Source organism: Nocardia sp. NPDC051321, assembly GCF_044455225.1.
In the GTDB taxonomy this organism is placed as follows: domain Bacteria; phylum Actinomycetota; class Actinomycetes; order Mycobacteriales; family Mycobacteriaceae; genus Nocardia.
Genome location: NZ_JBITEM010000011.1, coordinates 24628 through 47739 on the forward strand (window position 1 = coordinate 24628; position 23112 = coordinate 47739).

General features: G+C 65.1%; 16 protein-coding genes. 4 read left to right on the plus strand and 12 right to left on the minus strand.

Going from position 1 to position 23112, the window contains the following annotated elements; genetic code table 11:
- Window positions 1–356: 356 nt before the first annotated feature.
- Entirely contained in the window at window positions 357–1721 is a 1365-nt protein-coding gene (gene mycP / locus ACIA8C_RS25905) for a type VII secretion-associated serine protease mycosin (RefSeq protein WP_397139604.1), read from the minus strand.
- Between the two features lie 47 nt (window positions 1722–1768).
- Window positions 1769–3235 carry a type VII secretion integral membrane protein EccD gene (gene eccD, locus ACIA8C_RS25910; RefSeq protein WP_397138982.1) on the minus strand — a complete coding sequence of 489 codons (1467 nt, stop codon included), beginning with the start codon at window positions 3233–3235 and terminating at the stop codon, window positions 1769–1771.
- A 203-nt stretch (window positions 3236–3438) separates the two neighbouring features.
- Here eccD and eccCa point away from each other — a divergent pair, with 203 nt between their 5' ends.
- Together eccCa and ACIA8C_RS25920 are read left to right on the plus strand one after the other, a co-directional pair.
- Complete coding sequence (eccCa, locus tag ACIA8C_RS25915) at window positions 3439–7473, plus strand: type VII secretion protein EccCa (protein WP_397138985.1); 4035 nt, start codon at window positions 3439–3441, stop codon at window positions 7471–7473.
- Between the two features lie 17 nt (window positions 7474–7490).
- Window positions 7491–8924, plus strand: coding sequence for a type VII secretion-associated protein (locus ACIA8C_RS25920; protein WP_397138988.1), 1434 nt, complete (start codon window positions 7491–7493; stop codon window positions 8922–8924).
- 143 nt (window positions 8925–9067) lie between these two features.
- Here the strand turns inward: ACIA8C_RS25920 and ACIA8C_RS25925 are convergent, their stop codons facing one another.
- The 8 genes from ACIA8C_RS25925 to ACIA8C_RS25960 all read right to left on the minus strand — a co-directional run bounded on the left by ACIA8C_RS25925 (window position 9068) and on the right by ACIA8C_RS25960 (window position 17054).
- Window positions 9068–9370 (minus strand): WXG100 family type VII secretion target, encoded by a 303-nt coding sequence (locus tag ACIA8C_RS25925; RefSeq protein WP_379286841.1) that lies wholly within the window; start codon window positions 9368–9370, stop codon window positions 9068–9070.
- A gap of 40 nt (window positions 9371–9410) precedes the next feature.
- Complete coding sequence (locus ACIA8C_RS25930) at window positions 9411–9728, minus strand: WXG100 family type VII secretion target (RefSeq protein ID WP_397138991.1); 318 nt, start codon at window positions 9726–9728, stop codon at window positions 9411–9413.
- Between the two features lie 386 nt (window positions 9729–10114).
- Entirely contained in the window at window positions 10115–11374 is a 1260-nt protein-coding gene (locus ACIA8C_RS25935) for a hypothetical protein (protein ID WP_397138993.1), read from the minus strand.
- Window positions 11375–11378: 4 nt separating this feature from the next.
- A complete protein-coding gene (locus tag ACIA8C_RS25940) occupies window positions 11379–12518 on the minus strand; it encodes a hypothetical protein (protein ID WP_397138995.1) in 1140 nt (379 codons plus the stop codon).
- Between the two features lie 198 nt (window positions 12519–12716).
- Entirely contained in the window at window positions 12717–14285 is a 1569-nt protein-coding gene (locus ACIA8C_RS25945; protein ID WP_397138997.1) for a serine/threonine-protein kinase, read from the minus strand.
- A 76-nt stretch (window positions 14286–14361) separates the two neighbouring features.
- Window positions 14362–15585, minus strand: a complete 1224-nt coding sequence (locus tag ACIA8C_RS25950) for a hypothetical protein (protein ID WP_397139000.1) — start codon at window positions 15583–15585, stop codon at window positions 14362–14364.
- Window positions 15582–16796 carry a hypothetical protein gene (locus ACIA8C_RS25955; protein WP_397139002.1) on the minus strand — a complete coding sequence of 405 codons (1215 nt, stop codon included), beginning with the start codon at window positions 16794–16796 and terminating at the stop codon, window positions 15582–15584. The genes ACIA8C_RS25950 and ACIA8C_RS25955 overlap by 4 nt, the downstream gene beginning before the upstream one ends.
- Window positions 16797–16880: 84 nt before the next feature.
- Window positions 16881–17054: a hypothetical protein gene (locus ACIA8C_RS25960; RefSeq protein ID WP_397139004.1), complete on the minus strand. Its 174-nt coding sequence runs from the start codon at window positions 17052–17054 to the stop codon at window positions 16881–16883.
- A gap of 380 nt (window positions 17055–17434) precedes the next feature.
- On the opposite strand from ACIA8C_RS25960, the gene ACIA8C_RS25965 reads away from it, so the two are divergent.
- Window positions 17435–18724, plus strand: coding sequence for an FHA domain-containing protein (locus ACIA8C_RS25965; RefSeq protein ID WP_397139006.1), 1290 nt, complete (start codon window positions 17435–17437; stop codon window positions 18722–18724).
- Between the two features lie 15 nt (window positions 18725–18739).
- Here ACIA8C_RS25965 and ACIA8C_RS25970 read toward each other — a convergent pair whose 3' ends face one another.
- Both ACIA8C_RS25970 and ACIA8C_RS25975 read right to left on the minus strand, forming a co-directional pair.
- Window positions 18740–18964 (minus strand): hypothetical protein, encoded by a 225-nt coding sequence (locus tag ACIA8C_RS25970; protein ID WP_397139008.1) that lies wholly within the window; start codon window positions 18962–18964, stop codon window positions 18740–18742.
- 39 nt (window positions 18965–19003) lie between these two features.
- Window positions 19004–20452 carry a metallopeptidase gene (locus tag ACIA8C_RS25975; RefSeq protein WP_397139010.1) on the minus strand — a complete coding sequence of 483 codons (1449 nt, stop codon included), beginning with the start codon at window positions 20450–20452 and terminating at the stop codon, window positions 19004–19006.
- A 108-nt stretch (window positions 20453–20560) separates the two neighbouring features.
- Here ACIA8C_RS25975 and ACIA8C_RS25980 point away from each other — a divergent pair, with 108 nt between their 5' ends.
- Window positions 20561–23047, plus strand: coding sequence for an FHA domain-containing protein (locus ACIA8C_RS25980; RefSeq protein WP_397139013.1), 2487 nt, complete (start codon window positions 20561–20563; stop codon window positions 23045–23047).
- The last annotated feature ends 65 nt before the right edge of the window (window positions 23048–23112 follow it).

A 23112-nucleotide genomic window follows, 5' to 3' on the forward strand; every position in this document is an offset into this window, starting at 1 on the left:
TGCTGCTGAGGTTCAGCCGAATTCCGAGCGAGACAGTCGCTCGGGCAACTGAAGAGGGAAACGATGAAGAACGCAATGAGGGCGATCGCGTCTATATCCATGATCGCTGCGGCGATTGGGGGAGTCGGTGCCATCGCTGGCGGGCAGGCGGTTGCTCAGCGTCCCCCGATGAGCACTGGGCCATTTGCCACAGAATGGGATTGCATAAATGAGCTCAATGCTTACGGTCAGAGGCCGTACTGGAACTGCGATTACAAGGCAGATACGGGTGAGTACTACGCGTCTCCCATGACGTTCGCGCAGTAGCGATTACGAATACAGGTAGGGCCTCAGCGAAATTCGCTTAGGCCCTACTGCTACATATCGTCGCCGGAGATGCCGAATCGGCGGCGGATCGGGAAGGATGCGAGCATGCCCAGGATCAGCAGGATGGCGACGGTGCCGCTGCCGATCAGGGCGATATTGCGAGCTCGGTTGTCCGGGGGTGGTGTGGGCGCGGGGACCGCGAGCTGCATGCTGCTGGGGCTGGTCGCTTGTTTCGGTGGCAGGGTGGGCGGAACCTCGTCGGTCAAGGCGGCGACCGGGTCTATCGCGCCGTAGCCGACATAGGGATTCCAACCTTCAGCGGGTGCATGCGCGGTGGCCTCGATGCGCTTGATCACCTCGAGTGCGCTCAGTTCGGGAAAGCGAGCGCGCACGAGCGCGACGACACCGGCGACGTACGGCGCAGCGAAGCTGGTGCCTTGTAGAGGTGTAACCCCTTGCTGCTCGTTCACGAATCCGGTGATGGTGCCGGTGCCGCGGGCATCAAGTGACACGATGTCCTCACCGGGTGCTGCCACGCCTAACCAGGGACCGGGCACGGTGAATTTCGATGGTTGCCCGTTCTTGTCAATGGAACCCACGGCGAGGACATAATCATCGAACCGAGCAGGCGTGATGTTGGTGTTCAGGTTCTTCCATAGATCACCGCGCGGGTTGACGGGATCGACATCGGGGTTGCCTGCATTGCACGCCTTCTCCTTGTTGCCCGCAGCCACCACGACAACGGCATTGTGCTCGAGAGTGGCGTATCGGAGGGCGGCCCCCAACGGTCCGTCATCGAGGTTATGGGAACGTTCTGCGCATAGGACCAGAGAGATATTGATTACCGTCGCACCTCGGTCCGCCGCCCGCCGGACTGCGGACGCGAGCGTATATATTGGGCCGTACCCGTCCGGCCCATCCTCGGGTCGCTGTTCGCCTGTCCGGCCCGCCTTCTGAAACAGCCCACTGTTCTGCCGAATTGTCAGGATCCGTGCGTCGGGCGCTACCCCGGAAAAGCCTTGGCCGGCCACGGGTTTTGCGCCAATGATGCCTGCGACGACGGTGCCGTGTGCGTCGCAGTCGCTGGTACCGTCACCGCCTTCAGCTACATAATCGCCACCAGCGTCGAGGTCGGGTAGGCGCGGGTGGCGCACGACGCCGGTATCGATGACCGCGACAAGTTGACCTGCGCCCTGGGAGAACCTCTGGGCAGTGTCCAGATTGAGGGCCATCTGCGGTATCGGAGTGGTAGGGCCTGCCCCGCCTTGCTGGGTACTTACGCACGGCGCGTTGGACTTCTGCTCTGTCTTGTCCGGCGGCGCGGCGGGGTCGCCCGCTGGCAGCAACGTCGGGTCCACCGGCGGCGGCCGATCCGCATACGCCACACCCTGACTCGCGCCCAACCCGAACGACATGCTCAGTGCGAGCACCGTCGCCGCGGCGCTGGTGCGCAGGATCCGGTTCACAGCCCGCGGACGAGGGAGTAGAGGCCGGCTACCCAGAAGACGAGGGGGAGGACGGCGGCGACGAAGGCGTATTCGAGGAGTTCTACGCCGCGGCGCATGGGTGGGGTGGCGGATTGGTTGGGGATGATGATGCCGAGGATGAGGGCGGCGATCAGGATGACCATCGCGGCGCCGAAGACCGCGAGGGGTTGTTCCATCTCGAAACCGGCTCCTACCAACATGATCAGCACGATGCCGGCGCCGCCCGCGATGAGGACGACGGCTTGTTCGGCGCCTGCGTAGGTGCGGCTGCGGAACATCAGGACCGCGGCGCACACGATGGCCAGGCCGATGCCTTGCCAGTAGGGGTCGTCGGCCATCGGGTCGGTGGCGGCCAGTGCGCCGACGACGGTGACCACGGTGGTGGCGGCGACCAGGCCGGCCAGGTACATGCGGGCCCGTTCCGACTTCACCCGCAGTGCCTCCATGGTGGGCAGGGCGCGGTGATCGTCGGGGTCGTCTTCGGTCGGGTCGATCGGGGTGCCGGGCGAGGGGACCGGCGGCAGTGGCAGTTTGGCCAGCAGCATGGAGATCCGCGGTCCCATGGCGAGACCGGCGAGCCCGAGCGCCGCGGCACCGGCGCCGATCGCGCGTTCCGGCTGCGCGGTGAGCAGGCCGACCAGGGCGGCGGGTACCGCGTAGACCGCGAGGGTGGTTGCACCGATGAACAGCGCGAGGCCGACGCCGCTGACTCGCCACGCCAATACCGCTGTCGCGCCGAACAATACCGAGCCGAGCAGGAGGTTCGGCCAGCCGTAGTGGTCGGGCACGTAGAGCATGCCCGCGGTGAAGGCGGTCGGTAGCGCGCAGCCGCCGAGGACAAGTGCGGTCGAGGTGTCGCCGTACATGCGGCTGAGCACCATGGCGGCGACCACGAGCAGGATCGTCACGGCCAAGGCGACCGAACCGCTGACCCAGTAGGGCAGCGAACCGGTGGACAGCAGCAGCCCGAGACAGCCGACGAGCATGGTGAGCGCCGCGAGCACCGAACCGGTTATCCGCGCGACCTTCGGGGTCCAGCTGCGGTAATGGTCGGTGTCGGCGATCGCGACGTTGTACATGATGTCGTCGAACAGCGGCGTCGGCGCGGTGTGCGAGGCGCTCTCCAGCATGAGCAGCTCGCCGTCGCGGACACCGTGCTCGCCGAGGCTGAGCGAATTGGAGAAGGGGGGATGACCGATCCGCGCCAGCACCCACTCGGCCGGCTCGAAGCGCTCGCCCTCGTTGTCGAAGTCGTTGGTGCGGCTGTGCTGTGCGACCATGTCGACGACGCTCGGAATCACCAGCGCGACAGGCACGTCCACCGGGATCGCCATATCCACCTGGGTGTGCTTGGCGAGGATGGTCACCCGGGCAAGATCCGGTGCGCGCACGATGCCGTGCGAGGAGTTTTCATCGATGTGGTCAAGTCGCGCGTGCGTCAAGCTTCCCCCAACTCGTCTTCTACCTCGTATTTTCGCAAACCCGAGACCCTACGTCGAGTTTGCGAACCCACGGTTCGGGCAGCAGAATGCTGGTCGAACTGTACGACATGTCGGCGACGGCCTCTACACTGAGCCGGAATCACAGCAGTCGAGGAGGGGGATTCTCGCACCATGAGGGAACCGAGCTCTAGCGAGGCGGCGGAATGAGTACCGTCCGGTTTCAGCGGCGGGCGCGTCGGGAGATGCCGCGATCGCCTGGTGGCGAGGTCACTCTGCAGCCGCCGCCCGAGATCCCCCGGGTAACCCCCGGCAGCCTGCTGATGAAGCTGATGCCGGTCGTGATGATCGTCGGCATGGTCGGCATGATGGCGCTGATGTTCACCCAGGGCGGTGGCATCGGGTCGAATCCGATGAGCATGATGTTCCCGCTCATGATGATGTTCTCGATGGTCGGCATGTTCGCGGGCCAGGGCGGCGGCAAGGGTGCCAAGGCCGCCGAGGCGAACGAGGACCGCAAGGACTATCTGCGTTATCTGGACCAGGTGCGCCGCGACGTCGACACCACGGCCACCCAGCAGCGCGCCTCGGTCGAGTGGAGCCATCCCGAACCCACCCTGATCTGGATGCTCGCGGGCACCAGCCGCATGTGGGAGCGCCGAGCAGGCGACAAGGATTTCTGCCACGCCCGCATCGGCGTCGGCGGTCAACGGCTGGCGACCCGCCTGGTCGCGCCGGAGACCGGACCGGTCGAAGAGCTCGAGCCGATCGCGGCCGTCTCGCTGCGCCGCTTCGTGCGCGCGCACTCGACCGTGCCCGACCTGCCGACCGCGATCGCGGTCAAGGGCTTCGCGACCATCGCGCTGGACGGCGACCGCGTCGAGGCCAGGGACATGACCCGCGCGATGCTGTTGCAGCTCAGCATGTTCCAGGCACCGGACCAGGTGCTGTTCGCGGTGGTCTGCGGTCCGGACACCGCGCGCGAATGGGAGTGGACCAAGTGGCTCCCGCACACCCAGCATCCCGACGCGCAGGACGGCATCGGCACCCAGCGCATGTTCTACGGCTCCATCCGGGAAGCCATGGCCGGCCTGCAGCCGCTGCTCGGCAACCGGGTCAGGTACTCGCGTAACCAGCCTGCCAACGCGAACATGGTGCACATCGTGATCATCGTCGACGGCGGCCTGCTGGAAGCCGAGGACGATCAGCTGCGCGAATCGGGCTACGAGGGCGTCACCATCATCGACCTGTGCGGCTACGCGCCGCGGTTGGCGGTGTCGCGCGGCATCAAGATGATCGTGGAAAACGGCGAGTGCGTCGGCCGTGGCGCGACCGGCAACCAGGAGCGCTTCGCGCTGATCGACCGGATCAGCCCGCAGCAGGCGCAGCAGGTGGCCCGCAGGCTCGCGCCGTACCGCGCGGCGACCCAGCGCAGCAGCGACGTGGAAACCGATGACTCCGAGGTGATTTCGACCTGGAGTCAGCTGATGGGCCTCGGCGATATCGGCATGTTCAACCCCGAACACGCGTGGCGCCCGCGCTACGGCAGGGAGCGGCTGCGGGTGGCCTTCGGCGTCGGCGCCGACGGCCTGCCCGTCGAACTCGACATCAAGGAAGCCGCCGAGAACGGCATGGGCCCGCACGGCCTGTGCATCGGCGCGACCGGTTCCGGTAAGTCGGAGTTCCTTCGCACCCTGGTGCTCAGCCTGCTCGCCACGCACTCGCCGGACCAGCTCAACCTGGTGCTCGTCGACTTCAAGGGTGGTGCGACCTTCCTCGGGTTGGACAGTGTCCCGCACGTCGCGGCCGTCATCACCAACCTGGAAGAAGAAGCCGACCTCGTCGACCGTATGAAGGACGCGCTGGCCGGTGAGATGAACCGCCGCCAGGAAGTACTGCGCGCCGCGGGCAACTTCGCCAACGTCTCCGAATACGAGAAGGCCCGCGCGGCGGGCGCCGACCTCGATCCGCTGCCCGCGCTGTTCGTGGTGCTCGACGAGTTCTCCGAATTGCTCACCCAGCACCCGGATTTCGCGGAACTGTTCGTGATGATCGGTCGCCTCGGCCGCTCGCTGCACGTGCACCTGTTGCTCGCCTCGCAGCGCCTCGAAGAGGGCAAGCTGAAGGGCCTGGAGAGCCACCTGTCCTACCGGATCGGCCTGAAGACCTTCTCCGCCAACGAATCCCGTCAGGTGCTCGGCGTGCCCGACGCCTACAACCTGCCGAACAACCCCGGTGGCGGCTACCTGAAGTCGGACTCCGGCGAGATCGTCCGGTTCCAGGCCTCCTACGTTTCCGGCCCGTACGTCGGCGGCGGCTCGCAGCGTGATATCACCGTCGCCACCCAATCCGGCGACATCGACATCAAGGCGCGGCCGTTCACCGCCACGCACGTGGATTTCCGGGCGATCGACCGGGTCCCGTTGCCCGCCGAGCCGACCGAGAGTGAACAGCAGGGCGACGACGGCGAACAGGTCTCCAACGTGCACATGCTGGTCTCGCGGATCAACGGCCACGGCCGCCCCGCGCACGAGATCTGGCTGCCGCCTTTGGACGAGGCGCCGACGCTCGACCAGCTCATCCCGCGCTCCATCCTCACCGGCGAGTACGCCGCGGTGGCCACGCTGCGTGCGCCGATCGGCATCGTCGACCGGCCCTACGACCAGCGGCGTGACCCGATGGTCGTCGACCTGTCCGGTGCCCGAGGCAATGTCGCCGTCGTCGGCGGCCCGCAGTCCGGCAAGTCGACCGCGCTGCGCACGCTGATCATGGCCATGTCGCTCACCCACACCGCCGAGCAGGTGCAGTTCTACTGCCTCGACTTCGGTGGTGGCACGCTGATGAGCCTGCAGGGTCTGCCGCATGTCGGTTCTGTCGCAAGCCGATTGGACGGCGACCAGGTCCGGCGGACCGTCGCCGAAATGACCACCATCGTGCGTACCCGCGAGGCCAGGTTCCGGCAGCTCGGCATCGAGTCGATGACCGAGTTCCGCCGCCTGCGCGCCATGGATCCGGCCAGCAGCCCGGCCGCGACCGGTGCGCACGAGGATCCGTTCGGCGATGTGTTCCTGGTGATCGACGGCTTCGGCTCCATCCGCCAGGACTTCGAGCTGCTCGAACAGACGATCATGAACCTGGCCGTGCAGGGTCTGTCGTATGGCGTGCACATCGTCATCGCGCTGGCGGGCTGGCGTGAGGCGCGGCCCGCGCTGAAGGATCAGATCGCCACCAGAATCGAACTGCGCCTTGGTGATCCGATGGATTCGGATCTCGGTCGCAAGTTCGCCTCGATGGTTCCGCAGGCCCGCCCAGGCCGCGGTATGACGCCGGACACCTTGCACATGCTGACCGGTCTGCCGCGCATCGACGGCAGTTCGGACCCGAGCGATCTCGGCCAGGCGGTCGGCGACGCGGTCGCGACCATCGCCCGGTTGACTCCGGGCCGCCCGGCCCCGCCGGTGCGCATGCTGCCCGAGGAACTGCCGCGCGAGCAGCTGCTCTACCTGGCCGGGAACTGGCCATCGCAGCTCGACCATTCGGTGAAGTGCATGCGGTTCCCGCTCGGTATCAACGAAGCCGAGCTGGCCCCGGTCTACCTGGACTTCAACGTGACTCCGCACTGCATCATCATCGGCGACACCGAGTCGGGCAAGACAACGCTGTTGCGCTCCATCGTCGAGAGCATCTGCGCGTCGAACACCCCGGACCAAGCGCGGATCATCATGGGCGACTATCGGCGTTCCATGCTCGGCATCGTGCCGGAGGGCTACCTTGCCGGATATGGTTCGACCGCGCCCCAGTTCACCCAGAACATGGTCGATCTCGCCGCGTATGTCGAAAATCGCTCGCCCGCCCCGGATGTGACGCCGCAGCAGTTGAAGGAACGCTCATGGTGGAGCGGACCCGAGCTGTACGTCATCATCGACGACTACGACCTGGTGGCCACGTCCAGTGGTAACCCGGTTCAGGCGTTGCTGGAACAGCTGGCGCACGCTCGTGACCTCGGCTTCCATCTGATCATCGCCCGGCGCTCGGGTGGCGCGGGCCGCGCGATGTTCGAGGCAACGCTGGCGCGGATGAAGGACCTCACCGCGGCCGGTCTGATCATGAGCTGTAGCCGTGACGAGGGTGTGCTGATGGGTACGACGCGGCCGAGCCTGATGCCTCCAGGGCGCGGCACCTATGTCGCTAAGAATTTCGAGGGTCTGATTCAGACGGCCTGGATGCCGCCGACAACCTGATGTCCACCGTCGAGCTCGTGGTCACCGACACGCGCGTCTGGGCGCGTGGCGCGACGACGCACTGGGACGTGGCGCCCTCGATCGTGTTGGGCAGCAACGGGTTCGACCTGGTGGTAGGTGAGTCGCTGACGCCGCCGACGCAGGTTAGTTCGGCGGTGCAGTACCTGCCCGCCGAGGCGGTCGCGTTGCTGCCGCGCGTCCCGTCTGTCGCCGACGGGTTGACCGCGATATTCGCCGCCGTGCTGGAGAACCTGCGGGTCGCCGCGCCGTGTGAGCGGATCACCCTGATCTGTCCGACCGAATGGGGTGCGTCGCGTCGCTCCGTGCTCGACCAGGCGGCGCGTCGCTTCACGGCGGACGTCGTGTTCGAGGAACTCGCGGTGCGGGCCGTCGCGGCGGACGAGGGTACCAGCCACAGTCGTCGCACGCTGGTACTGGAGTTCGGTGCCCTCACCACCACGGCAACCACGGTCATCCGCAGCCATCAGGGTGTGCACATCGAATCCTGTGAGCACGCGCCAACTCTCGCGCTCGCCGAGGTACTTCCAGAATCGCCCGGCTTCACCGCACTGTGCGCGTTGATCGATCGGCTACTCGACGGCCAGCCCGCCGACCTCGCCCAAACCGTGGGTGTCACCGATGTCGGGAAACTCGAACTCCTCCGCACGGCCGTTCAGCAGCGGTGCGGGCCGGGCGTCGGGCTGCGAGCACTCACCGGGCCCGAGCTCATCCGCGGCCACCAGACCGAACCGATTTACCAGGCGGAATTACCGTCCGCGCTGCCACAGACCGAGTGGATGCAGCCGCTACGCGAACGCGCCGCCGCTCAACGGCCGCGCCGTAGCGGTCTCGGTTATGTGGGTGCCGCCATCGCCGCGGTGATTGTGGTTGCCGCCGCTATCGTCGGAGGGGTCGTGTTCCTGAACCGATCTGACGACAACCCAACCGCCGCACCGGGCTCCACTCCACCCCCGAGCAGCGAATCGGCACCGAGTAGCACCGCCCCACCCACCACCGCTACCGGGCCGGAAACCTATGGCCGCATTCGCTTTCAGACCCCGGATGGCTGGCACATTGCGTCGACCCCCGATGCCAACGGCAAATCCCGAGTGGATCTGTCCCCGGACGACGGCGCTCGCCTACGTGTCACCGTGACGCAAACCCCGGTTGCGCCGGGCGCGAGCTACGAGCAGGTCGCGGCGAAGCTCGAGACCCAGATGAACCAGCGCCCAGCCGGTGTGATGTCCGACCTGAAGCGCGACGTTGTTTACGGCGGCCGCTCCACCCTCGCCTACACCGAACGCCCCGGCGATGGCTCCACAGTCCGCTGGCATGTGCTGCTGGAGTATGGGATTCAGGTCAGCGTCGGCTGCCAATATGCCGACAACGACTGGCAGTCTTTGTCGACTACGTGCGAGAACTTCGGCAGTTCGGTCCGCGTTATTCAGTAGTGCAAGCCTTGCTTCGTTCCGGTAAAGGCTTGCGGTACCACCCTATTGAGCTACGTCGGCATTCATGACTACGTTCGGACCACGCATAATCCGGGCCCCCGGCAAGTAGTTTGCCGGGGGCCCGAATTGGCCGAGACAGGATCTCAGAAAAGGCCTGCGAGGCTGGTGTCGGTGCTCTGCAGATCCGTGTTGCCGGAGCTGACTGCCCGACCGGCGGTCTCCAGCGTGGCGTTCAGCTGGGTAACGCTCGTGTTCCACTGCGTCTGGAGCTGGGCGAACGCGTCGTTGGCGTCACCCTTCCAGTAGTTGGTCACGAAGTCGGTGACCTGCTTGTGGAAGTCCTCGAGCATGCTCGAGATGTTCTTCGCTTCGGACACGATGGACTGGGCGCCAGCCTCGACCGCTCCGAAGTTAGAGGAAATCGTGCTTGGATCGTTCGCTGTCATCTGGGGCTCCTCCTTGGTATCTGGTGGTTCGGCTGATCGATCAGGGAAGCGTCAGGCTGGAAGCCTGCTGCGCCACCTGCTGGGCGAACTGCTCGTCCTGCGCCGCGAACGCCTTGCCGGCCTTCGTGAGCTTGTCGGCAGTCTGGTCCAGTGCGTCATTCAGCTTGCGCGCCTGGGCGAAGTAGTTGTCCATGAGCGAATCGAACGCGCCCCGGGCCTGGCCTTTCCAGGTCGCGGTGGTGTCATCCGACTTCGTGTTCAGCGCGGTGATCGCGTTCTGCAGAGCGATGTGACGATCCCTGCAGTTCTGTGCGAACTTCTCGATGATCTCGTTGTTCGCTTCGAGCTGTCCTGCCATTTCGGCTCCTTCTCGGTTTCCCGTCTCGGCCAACGGCAGAAGCCCCCAGTTGGCCTGTACATCTGATTGGACGCTCGATAGGTCTGATCGGTTCCATCCGATTCGAGAAATTTTGGATCTCCCCCTACGGAGATCAGACCCCAGCGTCCTTTGCCCTGCTCGTCCGTGCTGTCGGGGCTTGGTGTAGCCCGCTCGTCAGGCCACGGACGTAGTCATCTTGGCATGCTTGCAACGCCAGCGCTCGGCTCCCCTCCTTCCCCCTGCTCGCTGATGTCTTGATTGGCGAGTGGGCTGGCTGCGTATACCTTACCCAACCACTATGGCTCCCGCTACAGCAGATTGCAGGTATATCGGCAGGAAAGCCGTCAGTCTGACAGTGCAGTGCGCTACTGGCTGTTGGCGAGCAGTGCGTACTGCGCGGCCGCGCGCTGCTGGGCATCCAGTAGTTGGGTGCTCCACACATAGCCGACGTAGTTGCGGTACTGAATGGCGCATATCCAGTCTTTGACATATCTGGTTGTCGGATGCTCGGCGCATTTGCTGTCCGGAACCTTCGGCGGTGCTTGGCCGGTATCCGGTGCGTCGAGAATCGTCGACCACAGCGCTCGCGCCGAGTCGATATCCCGGGCTCGGATGACGATGGCTCCATCCAGGAATCTGCTGATCCCCTTGCCGAAACTTTGCGCGATTCCTCTGGTATAGCTGTTCGTTGTCGCCGAGTAGGCGTCCGAAAAGACGAAGCGGTCCCCGTTTGCGTAAAGATTCTTCGCCGCTGCACGGTCGGTCTGCCAGTGCAGAAATCCTTGCAGTTCGTATGCCGCGAGTCCGCCGACGTCGGGAACGGCAATCTTTGTCGGATTGAGGACCCGTCGGATCACGCCCTCGGGGTCGAAGTCCAATCGCAGGACCTGTTCGGCCGACAGCGGCGTGAGTGTGTCGAGCATCGGTAGCTGTGCCGCGTAGACCTTCTCGACAAGGCCGGTCAGGGCGGCTAGGTCGGGCTGGGATGTGGAGATGAACGTATTGACCACATAGTTTCCATGCGCGATGACCGATCCGATCGTTGGCGTTCCTGGACGCCAATGAGAATGCGCCAGTGGGTATTTCGGGAGCTGCACGCGCTCGTTCTGCTCTGGGGACACGGCGAAATCGGCGTCTTCTAATTCGACCGCCGCCCGCTCGGCCGACTCGGGGTCCGGGAATTGCATGACGGTCACCGTGGTGAGTGTCGAGTCCGACGGCACGGCAACCGCAGGTTCCGGCAGGAAATCGCTACTGCCGGAAGCGAACCCGAACAATATCTTGTGCTGCGCCGCGATCGATACGCTCTGCTCCGCCAAGGCGTTCTTGACGTCGTCGGGTTTGGTGATCTCCTGGACGCCGGTGCCGTATCGCAGCTTGGGGTCGATGTCGATACCGGTCACTACATGGTTGGCCAGGCGTGAGACGGCCAGTGAGGTTCCTCTGCGCAGCGAGTGCGAGTATTCCTCGTAGGTATCCAACGGCTCCGTCGAGTACTTCCCGGCATCGAGGGTGCGGACGTCTATCTCGCCCGGCTTCGGTGAGCCGACTGCCGATGAACCGCACCCGGCGATGGTCAGCAGTATGGCGGTAGCCGCGGTAAGTCGGACACTTCTGTTGACCATGGGCTCACTTCGCCTTCACGAGAATCGCGTACTGCGCCGAGATCCGTTGGTGCACATCGATCAGTTGATCCGACCACACCTCCGCGGTGTAGCGGTCGTAGGCCGCTACGCAATAAAACCTAGGGACGAGCACATTCTTCGCGCGGAACTCGAGGCAGCGCGCATCGGGCAGATTCTTCGGCGGATCGATCCGGCGAAACAGCTTGCTCGATGCGCTGTGGCGCTCTCGAATAAGTTGCGCACCTTCAGGATTCTGCGCGCGATAGAGAAGCCCGGCGTTGTTCGCCATCCAGTCGACCCCGGCTTCCTCGAACAGCTTTTTGTCCGATACGGCTGCACTGCTTGTATGCAGCGCGCCGGTGCGGTCGTACAGGCCGGGAGGGTTGCGCCAACCGTCTTCGTTCGGTCGCGGAAGTGTGCGCCCGAGCATGCCGTCGTGGTCAAGGGGGATATCCGTCAGCTTGTCCGGCGGCGTCGGGCGGAACTGGCGCAGCCGGGTGCCGACCGTATCGATGCTCTTCTCCGCAAGCGCGACCATGGCGGGTAGGTCGGTGGTGTCGAGCACGATCTTGGCCTGGTCCTTGATCGTGGTGTAGATGACGTATTGCCCGCTCGCTTGAAACGAGTGCAGCTCCTGCTTACCCGGTTTCCAGAACGCGCGAGCGTCCGGATATTTGCCGATGGTGACCGGTTCGCTCGCCCCTTCCGCCGCGGCGACGGCCGGTGCGAGCGCCGCAGCGGCCAGGGTGGCGGCCTGCTGGTCAGAAAACAACAGCACAGTGTTCTTGAGGGTCGTGGCAATCAACACATCTTCGTCGGAATACCCGGAACTGTAGAAACCTGCTGTGAAGCCCGGCGCACTCGCGCGGAAGATGTCTTTGGAAAGCCCGAGTGTCCATATGGTTTCGATGAATCCCAAAATCGAGTTGATATCGGGGCGAGCGTGGATGGCGAACCGTGGGTCGATGTCCATCGGCATTGGGACAAAGCTGGCGAGGCGCTGGCCTTCGCTCAGACGTGCGCGATCGAATCCGGGTTTGCCGATCTCGCGTGGTGCGGTCGCGTAGCTACCGACGTCGAGTTGGCTGATATCGGCTGCGGGCGGCGACGGCGGGGAGTCCGACCCGCATCCCGCTGTGCCCACCGATAGGACGGCCAGTCCGGCGGCCAGTGTTCTCAGTGCTCTCCGCATCGTTCCCTCCATCGGCCGGCGAGCAGGAGGACGAGCAATGCGCAGTGATCCCCCCGGGTATACGTGCGCGCGCTGATCCAGCCTGCGGCGGCGACGTATCGCAGTCGGCAACATAACACCCGGGACCGTCGTCCCGCGACGCCGCTCGGGCTACTTGATCCGCTTCTGCAGCAGCGGGACCAGCTTGTCGAGCAGCACCTGCTCCGAGCCAGGAGTCCAATTACGAAAGGCGGCTACGGCTTCAGGATCGTCCAGCGGAATGACGGTAGCCCGAGTACCCGCGACCTGATACGGCAGACCGCGCAGCCCGCCACCGCCGGCCTCCTCGTCGGTCCGAACGGCAAGGACGTAGCTGTCGGGCCCCACCTGCAGCGAGTCTGACCCCGGCATCGCTCGCGGCGATGGCTCGCCACCCTGCGCGACGTAGTTCAAGTTGTAGACAAAGCCCAAGTCTTCGAGGAACTTCGACTGTGCGGTGCCGCCGAGGAAGATCGAGACCTCTTTGTTGAAACCGGAAGAGTGCGGCACATCCACCACCGTGATGGTCTTGCCACGGAAGGCTGGATTGGTGGCGCGGGCCTGCTCGATCGACGGCAACGCACTCACGGCGGCAGTAGAGCTCGCCGCGGTGGTGGCGACGGCGGTGTTGGTGCCGGGTTTGTCGCTACCGCCGAGCCCCCAGATCCCGAGACCCGCTGCCAGTGCGACAACGACGACACCGACACCCGCTCCGATGACCCACCGCTTGCGCGAGTTCGCAGGTACGGCTGCCAGCGTCTGCGGTCCCGAAAAAGTAACGCGTGGATCGGTATTCGGTCGTGGATCGTAGGACTGAACGGGATAGGTAGGCGAGGTACTGATGGGGGCTGGGGTGTAGCCCGGGGTCAGCGCGCTCGCGGCCGCGTCGGTGAATTCGCGGCAGGTGTTGAAACGCTCGGTCGGGTTTTTCGCCATCGCCCTGGCGAAGACACGATCGATGGAGGCGGGCAGGCGGGGATCCACCGCGGTGGCGAGCGGCGGCGGCTCGTGCAGGTGCCCCATCATGACCAGCGCGGGTTGCGTTGCGGGGTAGGGGTTTCGGCCGGTGAGCAGCTTGAAGAAGGCGCAGGCCAGACTGTAGATATCGGCCCGGTGGTCGAGGTGGCCGCCGACCAGCTGCTCGGGCGGAGCGTAGGCGATGGTGGCGACGAAGCTACCGGTCTGGGTGAGTTCGGTGGTGTCGTCGTTGGACTTGGCGACGCCGAAATCCGTTAGCAGGACGCGTTCTTCGTCGCCCTCGGTGGAGGAGAGCAGGAAGTTGGCAGGCTTTACGTCGCGGTGTAGCAAGCCTTTTCGGTGCGCATAGTCGAGGCCTTTGCCGACCTCGGTGGTAATGCGTAGTGCGCGAAGCGGATTCATGGAATGCTTGTCGCGGGCCAGCTCGGCAGACGCGTCGGTGCCGTCGACGTACTGCATGGCGATCCACAGCTGACCGTCTTCTTCACCGCGGTTGTACACCGAGACGATGTTCGGATGGTCGAGGCCTGCGGCGAGATTGGCCTCCCGCTCGAAGCGAGTGCGGAACTCATGGTCGTTGCTGAGTTCGCCGCTGAGCACCTTCAGCGCGTCCATGCGCGGCAGACTGGGATGTTTGGCCAGGTAGACGGTGCCCATGCCGCCCGCGCCGAGCACGCCCTGGACGCGGTACCCGCCCACGATGGTGCCGGGGCTTATCGCCATGATCCACAATCTCCTGAGTCGGTCCTCCCCACGCGGCAGCATACTGGACCGCTCGGGGTGGGCTGGGTGCGTCGCATTAGCGGCTGTTCGCGAAGATTGCGTACTGAGCGGCGGCGCGTTGCTGGACATCGAGCAATTGGTTACCGGTCACGAATCCCGCGTATTGGCGGTAGGCGACGACGCATGTATATCTTTTGATGTCGAAGTCGTTGGGGTCGCGTTTGTTCTCGACGCAGGTTGAATCCGGCACATTCGGTGGAGCATCGGCATCGCGTGCTACTGGTGCAGGAGTAAGTTTTTCGGCAACAATCTTCTTCGCCGCAGCCGAGTCTGGTGTGCGGGCCACGATCGTGCCGTCGGAAACGGCGAACCGATCCGCATTCATCGCGCTGAAACGTTGCTTCGCGATACTCAGGTCGTCGGCGTACTGGATGATGCCGCGCAAATTGTAGAGTGCCTGGCTGCCGATCGCGGGTATCTCGACCTTGATCGGATTCAACGCGCGGCTCAGCAGATGATCGGGGTCCCATGGCAGTTGGAAAAGTTCTTCATCAGTGAGTGGATTCAGTTGGTCCAGCACGGGAAGCTGTGTGTCGTAGGACTTTTCGGCGAGCGCGGTGAGTGCGTTCAGGTCGGGCTCGCTGGTGGACACGAGAAAGGCGACGACATAAGGGCCACGGGCGAGGGTGGTTCGCAGAAATGGTGTGCCAGGCCGCCAATGTGCGTGGGCGGTATTGTATTTCGGCAGTGCTACCGGCTGGTTGTGCTCCCTGTTGGCGCTCAGATCCGCGTCATAGAACTCGGCGGCCGCGGCGGCGGCACGCTCGGAGTCGGGGAACTGCATGACCATGGTCGAGATCGCCGTCGCGTGCTGTGTTGTCTTGATCGGCCAGCTGGATGGGACGATCGACGTTTTCTGATCGAAACCGGTTGTCTGGAACCCGAACAGTAGTTTGTTCCGTTCGGCGATCGGCTTCATATCGTCTTCGTTACCCAGCTCATCGGGTGGCAGACCACGGGATATCTCGTTGGGCAGCTGGCCGAATTTCAGGTTCGGATCGATTTCGTAGGCAGGCAGCACATAGTCCGACAATCGCATAGCGGCGACATGCGGCATGCTGGTTAAATCGGGCAGGTAGTCGTCATCATGCGCATTGAGCGGCTCGGTGAGATAGGACCCGGTATCGAGTGTGCGAATGTCGGCCTCGGCGGGATGCGAGGTCCCGGCCATGATTGATCCGCACGCGGTGAGGCTCGCCGCCAGCAACACGGCGAATGGCGGGACGGAAGCGCGTTTCATCGGGTATTCACCAACAACGTGTACTCGGCGGAGATCCGCTGTTGCGCGTCCAGCAGTTGGTGCGACGCAGAGAACGCGGCATAGCGGTCGTAGGATACCGAGCAATAGAAGCGGATCGCCAAGTTTCCCCGCCCGATGTACTCGCGGCACTGGGCTGCGGGCAGATTCGTCGGGGAGTCGGATTTCTTGAACCGCTTCGTCAGACCACTGATGTCTTGCTGCAGCGTCTCGGCTGCGGCGGCATCGCGGGCTCGATAGAGATCGACGCCATTCGTCGCGTATCTGTCGGCGCCCGCTTTCTCGATGGCGCTGAGGGTGCTGGCCGGGTCATTGACGAGATGGAGCGCGGTGCGGGCTTGGTACGCGCCGGGTGGATTGAGCCACGCATCTTCCGTCGGCCGCGCGATGGTGCGGTTGAGCATGCCGTCCAGGTCGATCGGCAGGCTCATGAGTTTGTCGGGCGGGGTCGGGTTGAACTTGCTGATGGACGGAACCACCGTGTCGAGGCTCTTCTCCACCAGCGCAAGCAATGCGGGCAGGTCGACCTTTTCCAGAAAGATCTTCAGGTAGTCGTAGATCCAGGTGTAGACGACGAATTTGCCGGTGGCATACCAGGATCCGATCGACTGCTGGTTCGGTTGCCAGTGCGCACGCGCCGCAGGGTATTTCGGTATGGCTACGGTGGTATTGCGATCGCTGGCCTCGTGATCGACCCGCTCCAGTGCCACAGCGGCGTCCGCGGCCTTCTGTTCGTCCGGAAAGATCATGACCGCGTTCATCAAATCGACGCCACGGGGACCTTCGGCGGTTCGGCCGAAGGCTTGGAAACCTGCGACGAAGTCCGGTGCAGCTTCGGCGAACCGGTCGATAGCCATGATCCTGCCCAGGGCGAACTTCGGGTCGGTGAAGACCGTTGCGACGAACGGATTGCTGTGCACGAACCGGGGGTCGATGTCTCGCGGCGCAGGCACGAAATTGCCCAGCCGCTCCGCTTCGATTATCCGAGCCTGCTCGAGACTTTTCACCACCCCCAATTGACGCGGATTCGTGTCGTAATTCCCGACGTCGAGCTTACCGAGATCAACGGAAGGTGCCGGGTGGTCCGCAGGCTGCTCAGCAGACTCGCACCCACCGCTGACGAACGCCAATGCTGCCGCCATGACCAGGGCATACGCCGTTCTGTGCGGCGTCGTCCTCGCGCTGAGTTGCAACATCCTCCCCTAACGACTGTGGTTCCCGCGGAATCCTACGTCACCAGGTGGCGCGACACCCGGCCACAACGTTCAGGGTCCGTCTCACAGACTGTTCGCCAGCAGCGCGTACTCCGCGGCCACTTTCTGCCGGACGTCCGGCTCCTTGTCGCTGGTCACGACACCCACATAACGCTTGTAGGAGACGTAGCACCGGAACTTGTATTCGCGATCGGGATTGCCTTTGCTATTGAGCTGCAGGCATTTCGCGCCCGGCACGTCCTTCGGTGCGCCGAGCGTGTCGTAGTGTGCGCCTTCGCTTTCCAGCAGACCGCGGCCTTGTCGCCGGGGTCCTGGTTGTACTGGTGGTGGTCGACCGCATAGCTGCCGACTTCCAGTTGGCGTACGTCGATTTCGCCCGCGGTAGCGGCGCCCCGCACGCCGCCGCACCCGGCCAGCAGACCAGTCAATGCGATACACGACGCGGCAAGCGCGATTCGCGATGTCCGAACCATGACGGGTCCTCGTTTCTTCACGTGCTGCCACTGAAGTTACCGGACGGACGCCTGGGAGGGGGGTCGATAGTTGTGGGATTGCAATACCCTGGTTCGTGTGACGACGACCCCGGACCGCGTGCTCGGTACAGGCCGATACCTCTGATGGATCGGCAGGTCGAGGTCGTCGTCGGTGGTCACGCGGTGGTCCGTGTCGCCGGGGCGGTGGTGGTGGTCGGGCATCGCGGACAGGGCAGGTTGACGCAGGATTCACCCGCCGCGCTTGCCCTGGAATCGTTGGCCGAACTGGTGCGCGAGGCGACCGGGCACGAGCCGAATGGGCCGGGGGCGCTGATCGCACGCCAGGCCACCCGGTGGCTGATGAAGGACGCCGAGCAGATCAGTCCGGGGGAGCCGATCGATTTCGGCATCCTGTCCACCGCGGAAAACGGTGGGGTGGCGATATTTCTGCACGGTGCGGTGACCGCGGTGCTTGCCGGGGACGGCACGGTCGAGCGGCATCGGGGCAGCGACGCGGCATTCACGGTGGACCGGGTGGCCGGGGTGCCCGCGCGGGCCGTCGCGTTGTTCGTCGACGACGCGAAGGGCCGCATCCCGGAACTGCCCGCGCAGCGCGGCATCGGCTGGCTGGTCGAGGGCATCGCGCAGGCGGGCGGCGCGATCATCTGGTCCGGCGAGGTGAAGACCAGGGCGCTGTCGGGACTGTCGCGCGAAGGAACGCATCGGCGCGACGACGAGGAGCGGCTGCCGACCGCGCGTATCGACCAGGACCCGCCGACCCAAGGTCAGCAAGAAGCGCGGCCGCACACCGGAAGTCACCCATCGACCGACGCGCACAGGCCCGGCCAGGACGCGCATCAGGCGCATACCGAGGTGCGCGGCACGAGCCCGGCGCCGCCGCCCGATCCCGAACTGCAGCGGCGGTTGGAGGCGACGGCGAAGGCCACCGCACTCACCGTCAAGGTGATGGGATTCAAGTGCGCCAGAGCGCATCCCAGCGATCCGCGCGCGGCGTTCTGCACGGTGTGCGGCATGCCGGTGGACCAGACCCAGGCGCTGATCGAGGTGATTCGCCCGCCGCTCGGCATGCTGATCCTCGACGACGGCATGACCTACGTGCTCGCCGCCGACGCCGTGATCGGCCGCGACCCAGAACATTCCGACGCCGCGCAGCGCGGCCTGGTCCCGCTGCGGGTGGACGACTCCTCCGGCGGCATGTCCCGGGCCCACGCCGAGATCCACCTCTTGAATTGGGATGTCACCGTGGTGGATCGCGGTTCCACCAACGGCACCCGCACCCGGCTGCCCGGCTACCGCGACTGGATTCGCCTGGCCCCCAACCAATCCATGGTCCTGGTCCCCGGCGCCGAGGTGATGCTCGGCAACCGCGTCCTGCGCTTCGAACACACCGCGCCGCCACCCTTCGGCGGCTGAGGTCCCGGTGCGATTTTAGTGCGGATTGAACTGCCATTTCGGATAGTAGGCATCGTCCGGCCATGCGTGATGCTTGCACCATCCGTCTGGGTATGTGTCTCGATGGTCGGCACGAAACTGCTCGCATTCAGCTTCGGTGTCGAAGACCAGTGCGATCGCTTGGGCAGGTACGGCTTCGATGCCTGCGATCGCGATGACAATGCCCGTGAGTGAAAGTAGTTTGGCTAACGTCGATTTCATCTGCGTACCCCCTGATCGGCGCTGATGAATCCAGCGTAGCTACGAGTAACGCGACATGCAGGTGTTCTCGCCGTTCAGCACACCTGCCCGGAATGCGTCGACCCTGGAGAATCCGCTTTGGACGGTTTGTCCGTCCACGTCGCTGGCGGCCAGTCCATCGGTGAGTAGACCGGACACCGCCTCGTCGAGATCGCCTGCGGAGAGCGCGATGTCGCCCTGCGACACCGGGCGGCCTGGTTGTGCGAGTTTGCCGGTGATCACGCCCGACAAACACGCGGCCCGTAGACCGGCTTTAGCTCCTACGAGTTGCTGGCCATGGTTCCGCTGTACCGCGAGGGTGTATCGGGAAATGAAGACGATGTACCCGTTGTAATCGCCGGTTACCTTGAGCGGTAGCGGATCATCGACGTCCCAGTTGGAGGCCCCTCGCTCGGCGAGGGCGGGAATATTGGTGGCGATCGTGTTGGTGGCGGGACAATAGGACACCGGCTCGGTGACGGCACCGTTGGTGCAGTCGATCTTCGCACCGGAGTAGTCGTAGGTCGGCGAGGGCTTGGTGGGGAGGACGGCGCCGAGAGCTTTGGTGAGCTCGACGAGGTTTTTCTTTTCGATGGCATATTCGCCGCGACCGGTGTCGTTGCCGAAGTCCTTCGGCAGGTTGCCGCGCCGCTGGTTGATCTCGTCCATGTCGATGCGCTTGCAGCCCTTCGCCCCGTCGGTGAATCCGATCTGCACGGCGGTGACGCGTTCGAAGGCCGAGCCGTGCACGCTCTCCGGGTCGCTCGGGTCGGAGTCGCGGATGGCCACGGTGGCGGCGAGAACGGAGTTGAGGCCGTCGGAGGTGTTGATGGTGAAGTGCTTGGACTTGCCCTCGGCGACCGAGCGCATGAACGCCCCCGCGAAGCAGTCGGCCTGCTGTTCCTTCACGATCACCGGATCTTTGGCGCCGACGAGCCTGGCCATGGTCTGCACCGCGTGCCCGTATTCGTGCGCGAGCACCATGACCACCGCCATCTTGCCGAAGGTGTCGATCATCGCGGGCAGCAGCACGGAGCGGTCCCAGCCGATGGAGTTGTCCAACCGGCAGTACGCGGCGTTCACCAGGTGAAAGGTGGTCTCCTTGCAGAATTCGCGGGCATCGCCGCGCGGCGACTTCGCGCTCCAGGACAGCAGCGTGTCGACCGGCTTGAAATCGCCGCTCTGGAATTCCTTGCCGAATTCGGCGTGCCAGTAGCTCTGGATGTCGTCGACCGCGTTGAGGGCGAGAGTGTCTTCGGGGCTGCCGTCGCCATTGGTGGCCTTGAGCGAGCTGTCCGGCACACCTTCTCGCGGGCCGCTCGGACCGCTGGTGGTCGGCAGTCCTGCCACCTTGAACGGGTCGTCGTAAATGGAGACGGCACGGCCGTCCACCAGCCGGGTGCAGCCCGCGACCAGCACCACAACGATCAGCGCGGCGGTAATGATCGCCGTCGCACGGACTTTCGGCAAAGCTCCCCCTAAATCGGCCGGTATCACGTTCTCATCGGTCGCCGGATCGGGGCAAAAGGCGCGTCGGGGGCACCGCCGATGTCCGGGTGATGGAATAGTATCCGCTGCATGTCTTCACCGGGGGCGCAGACCATCACCGTGCGCCATGATGGAAACGAACGAGTCTTCGATTCGAACCAGCAGGTCACCATGGGCCGTGCGCCGGAGGTGACGCTTTTCGTCGACAGCCCGCTGGTTTCGCGGGTACACGCGACGCTCACTTGGCAGGGTAGCGCCTGGGTGCTGTCCGATAACGGAAGCACCAATGGCGTGTTCGTCGATGCCCGCAGACTCGCGCAACCGGTGTCGATCGATCGGCCGACGCAGGTGCGGCTCGGTGATGCGATCAGTGGCCCGCTACTCCATCTATTGCCCGCCAATCCACTACCCCCGCAGCGCCCTTCGGTGCGGCCGCCGCAGTCGGGTCAGCAGCCGATGCCGGGCCAGCCGCAGTCGGGTCAGCGGCCCGCCCAGCAGTTCCAGCGCCCGGCCTATCAGCCGCCGCAGGACGCGCAGCCGCAGGTGAACGTCAATCTGACCACCCGCGCCGACACCTCGAACATGCCGCCGGTGCGGGCAAGGGCCTCGACCGCGGCGATCGCCAGGGCCGACCGCCTGCCCGCGGGTGGCCTGACGATCGGGCGCACCACCGACAACCAGATCGTCGTCAACGATCCGCTGGCCTCGCGCAAGCACGCGCGCCTGCTGGCCGCCTCCGACGGGCTGACCATCGAGGACCTCGGCTCGGCGAACGGCACCTTCGTCAACGGCCACCGCCAGCAGCAGGCGGTGCTGCGCGAGCGCGACATCATCACCATCGGCAACATCGACTTCGTTGTCCAGCAGGGCACTTTGGTGCTACGGCAGAAGCCGGTGGCCGAGCAGGGGCTCGCGGTGCACGGGGTCGCGTTCACCGTCGAGGGCAACAAGCAGCTGCTGGTCGATGTGAATATGCAGGCCAGCCGGGGCACGCTGACCGCGCTCATCGGTCCGTCCGGCGCGGGCAAGTCGACGCTGTCCAGGTTGATCGCGGGCACCACCCGGCCGTCCGGCGGCGTGGTCACCTTCGAGGGCCGCAATCTGCACGCGGAGTACGAGGCGCTGCGCTCCCGGATCGGCATGGTGCCGCAGGACGACGTGCTGCACCGGCAGCTCACCGTGCGCCAGGCGCTCGGCTACGCGGCCGAGCTGCGGCTGCCGCCGGATAACAGCAGGGCCGACCGGCAACAGGTGATCGATGGTGTGCTGAAAGAGCTTTCGCTGACCGAGCACGCCGACACCAGGGTGGACCGGCTTTCCGGTGGTCAGCGCAAGCGCGCGTCGGTCGCGCTGGAACTGCTCACCGGTCCCTCGCTGCTGATCCTGGACGAGCCGACCTCGGGCCTCGACCCGGCGCTGGACCGGCAGGTGATGGTGATGCTGCGCGAGCTGGCCGACGCGGGCCGCGTGGTGATCGTGGTCACCCACTCCATCGCCCACCTGGACATGTGCGATCAGGTGCTGCTGCTGGCGCCCGGCGGCAAGACCGCCTACTGCGGCAACCCGGCCGGTGTCGGCGCCGCGCTCGGCACCACGGACTGGGCGGAGATCTTCGCCAATGTGGCCGCGAATCCGGATCAGGCGTTCGCCGCTTATCGATCCAGGCAGGCGTTCGCGCCGCCGCCACCGCCGCCACCCCAGCAATACGGGTCTGCGGGCTCACCACCGCAATCCAGTGGCGGCAAACAGTTCTCGACGCTGTCGCGCAGACAGATCCGGCTGATCCTGGCCGACCGCGGCTATCTATCGTTCCTGGTGATCCTGCCGTTCATCCTCGGCGCGCTGTCGCTGGTGGTGCCCGGCAAGGACGGTTTCCAGCGCGGCGCGCTGAAGGCGTTGCCGGACGGCACCTTTGTGCCCACCGGCGGCGGCGAGACCCAGCAGTTGCTCGTCGTGCTGATCCTCGGCGCCTGCTTCATGGGATCCACGCTCACCGTGCGTGACCTGGTCGGCGAGCGCACCATCTTCCAGCGCGAACGCGCGGTCGGATTGCTGCCGTCGGCGTATCTGTCGGCGAAGATCGCGGTGTTCAGTTTCACCGCGCTGCTGCAGTCGGCCGTGCTGGTCGGCATCGTGCTCGCGGGCAAGAAACGGCCGGGCGAAGGAGCGGTGCTGTCCTCCGGCAGCGGGGAGCTGTATATCGATATCGCGTTGACCGCGGTGTGCTGTGTCGTTGTCGGCCTGCTGCTTTCGTCGCTGGCCAAGTCGAACGAGCAGGTGATGCCGCTGCTGGTGGTGGCGATCATGGTGCAGCTGGTGATGGCGGGCGGACTGATCCCGGTCACCGGCCGGGTGGTGCTCGAGCAGGTGTCCTGGTTGTTCCCGGCGCGCTGGGGGTATGCGGCCGGTGCCTCGACAGTGAACATTCGTGAGGTGTTCCTCAGCGCGCAACCGGACACGTTGTGGCAGCACACGCCGGGCATCTGGGCCTTGGACGTCGGCGTGCTGCTGCTGATCACCCTGGCGCTCGCCGTCCTCACCTGGCGGCGGCTGCGACTGAAGGCGTCGGCGGCGTGACGGGCGAGCGATTTTCCGGCCACTACCGGGGGCTCCGGACAACGGCAAGCATCTCGGCCGCACAC

What these genes read in the sequence shown, in the direction of transcription:
- mycP (WP_397139604.1), bottom strand. Translation starts at nt 1,721, where the DNA reads ATGTCGTTCGGGTTGGGCGCGAGTCAGGGTGTGGCGTATGCGGATCGG.
- eccCa (WP_397138985.1), top strand. Translation starts at nt 3,439, where the DNA reads ATGAGTACCGTCCGGTTTCAGCGGCGGGCGCGTCGGGAGATGCCGCGA.
- ACIA8C_RS25925 (WP_379286841.1), bottom strand. Translation starts at nt 9,370, where the DNA reads ATGACAGCGAACGATCCAAGCACGATTTCCTCTAACTTCGGAGCGGTC.
- ACIA8C_RS25930 (WP_397138991.1), bottom strand. Translation starts at nt 9,728, where the DNA reads ATGGCAGGACAGCTCGAAGCGAACAACGAGATCATCGAGAAGTTCGCA.
- ACIA8C_RS25935 (WP_397138993.1), bottom strand. Translation starts at nt 11,374, where the DNA reads ATGGTCAACAGAAGTGTCCGACTTACCGCGGCTACCGCCATACTGCTG.
- ACIA8C_RS25945 (WP_397138997.1), bottom strand. Translation starts at nt 14,285, where the DNA reads ATGGCGATAAGCCCCGGCACCATCGTGGGCGGGTACCGCGTCCAGGGC.
- ACIA8C_RS25950 (WP_397139000.1), bottom strand. Translation starts at nt 15,585, where the DNA reads ATGAAACGCGCTTCCGTCCCGCCATTCGCCGTGTTGCTGGCGGCGAGC.
- ACIA8C_RS25965 (WP_397139006.1), top strand. Translation starts at nt 17,435, where the DNA reads ATGGATCGGCAGGTCGAGGTCGTCGTCGGTGGTCACGCGGTGGTCCGT.
- ACIA8C_RS25970 (WP_397139008.1), bottom strand. Translation starts at nt 18,964, where the DNA reads ATGAAATCGACGTTAGCCAAACTACTTTCACTCACGGGCATTGTCATC.
- ACIA8C_RS25980 (WP_397139013.1), top strand. Translation starts at nt 20,561, where the DNA reads ATGTCTTCACCGGGGGCGCAGACCATCACCGTGCGCCATGATGGAAAC.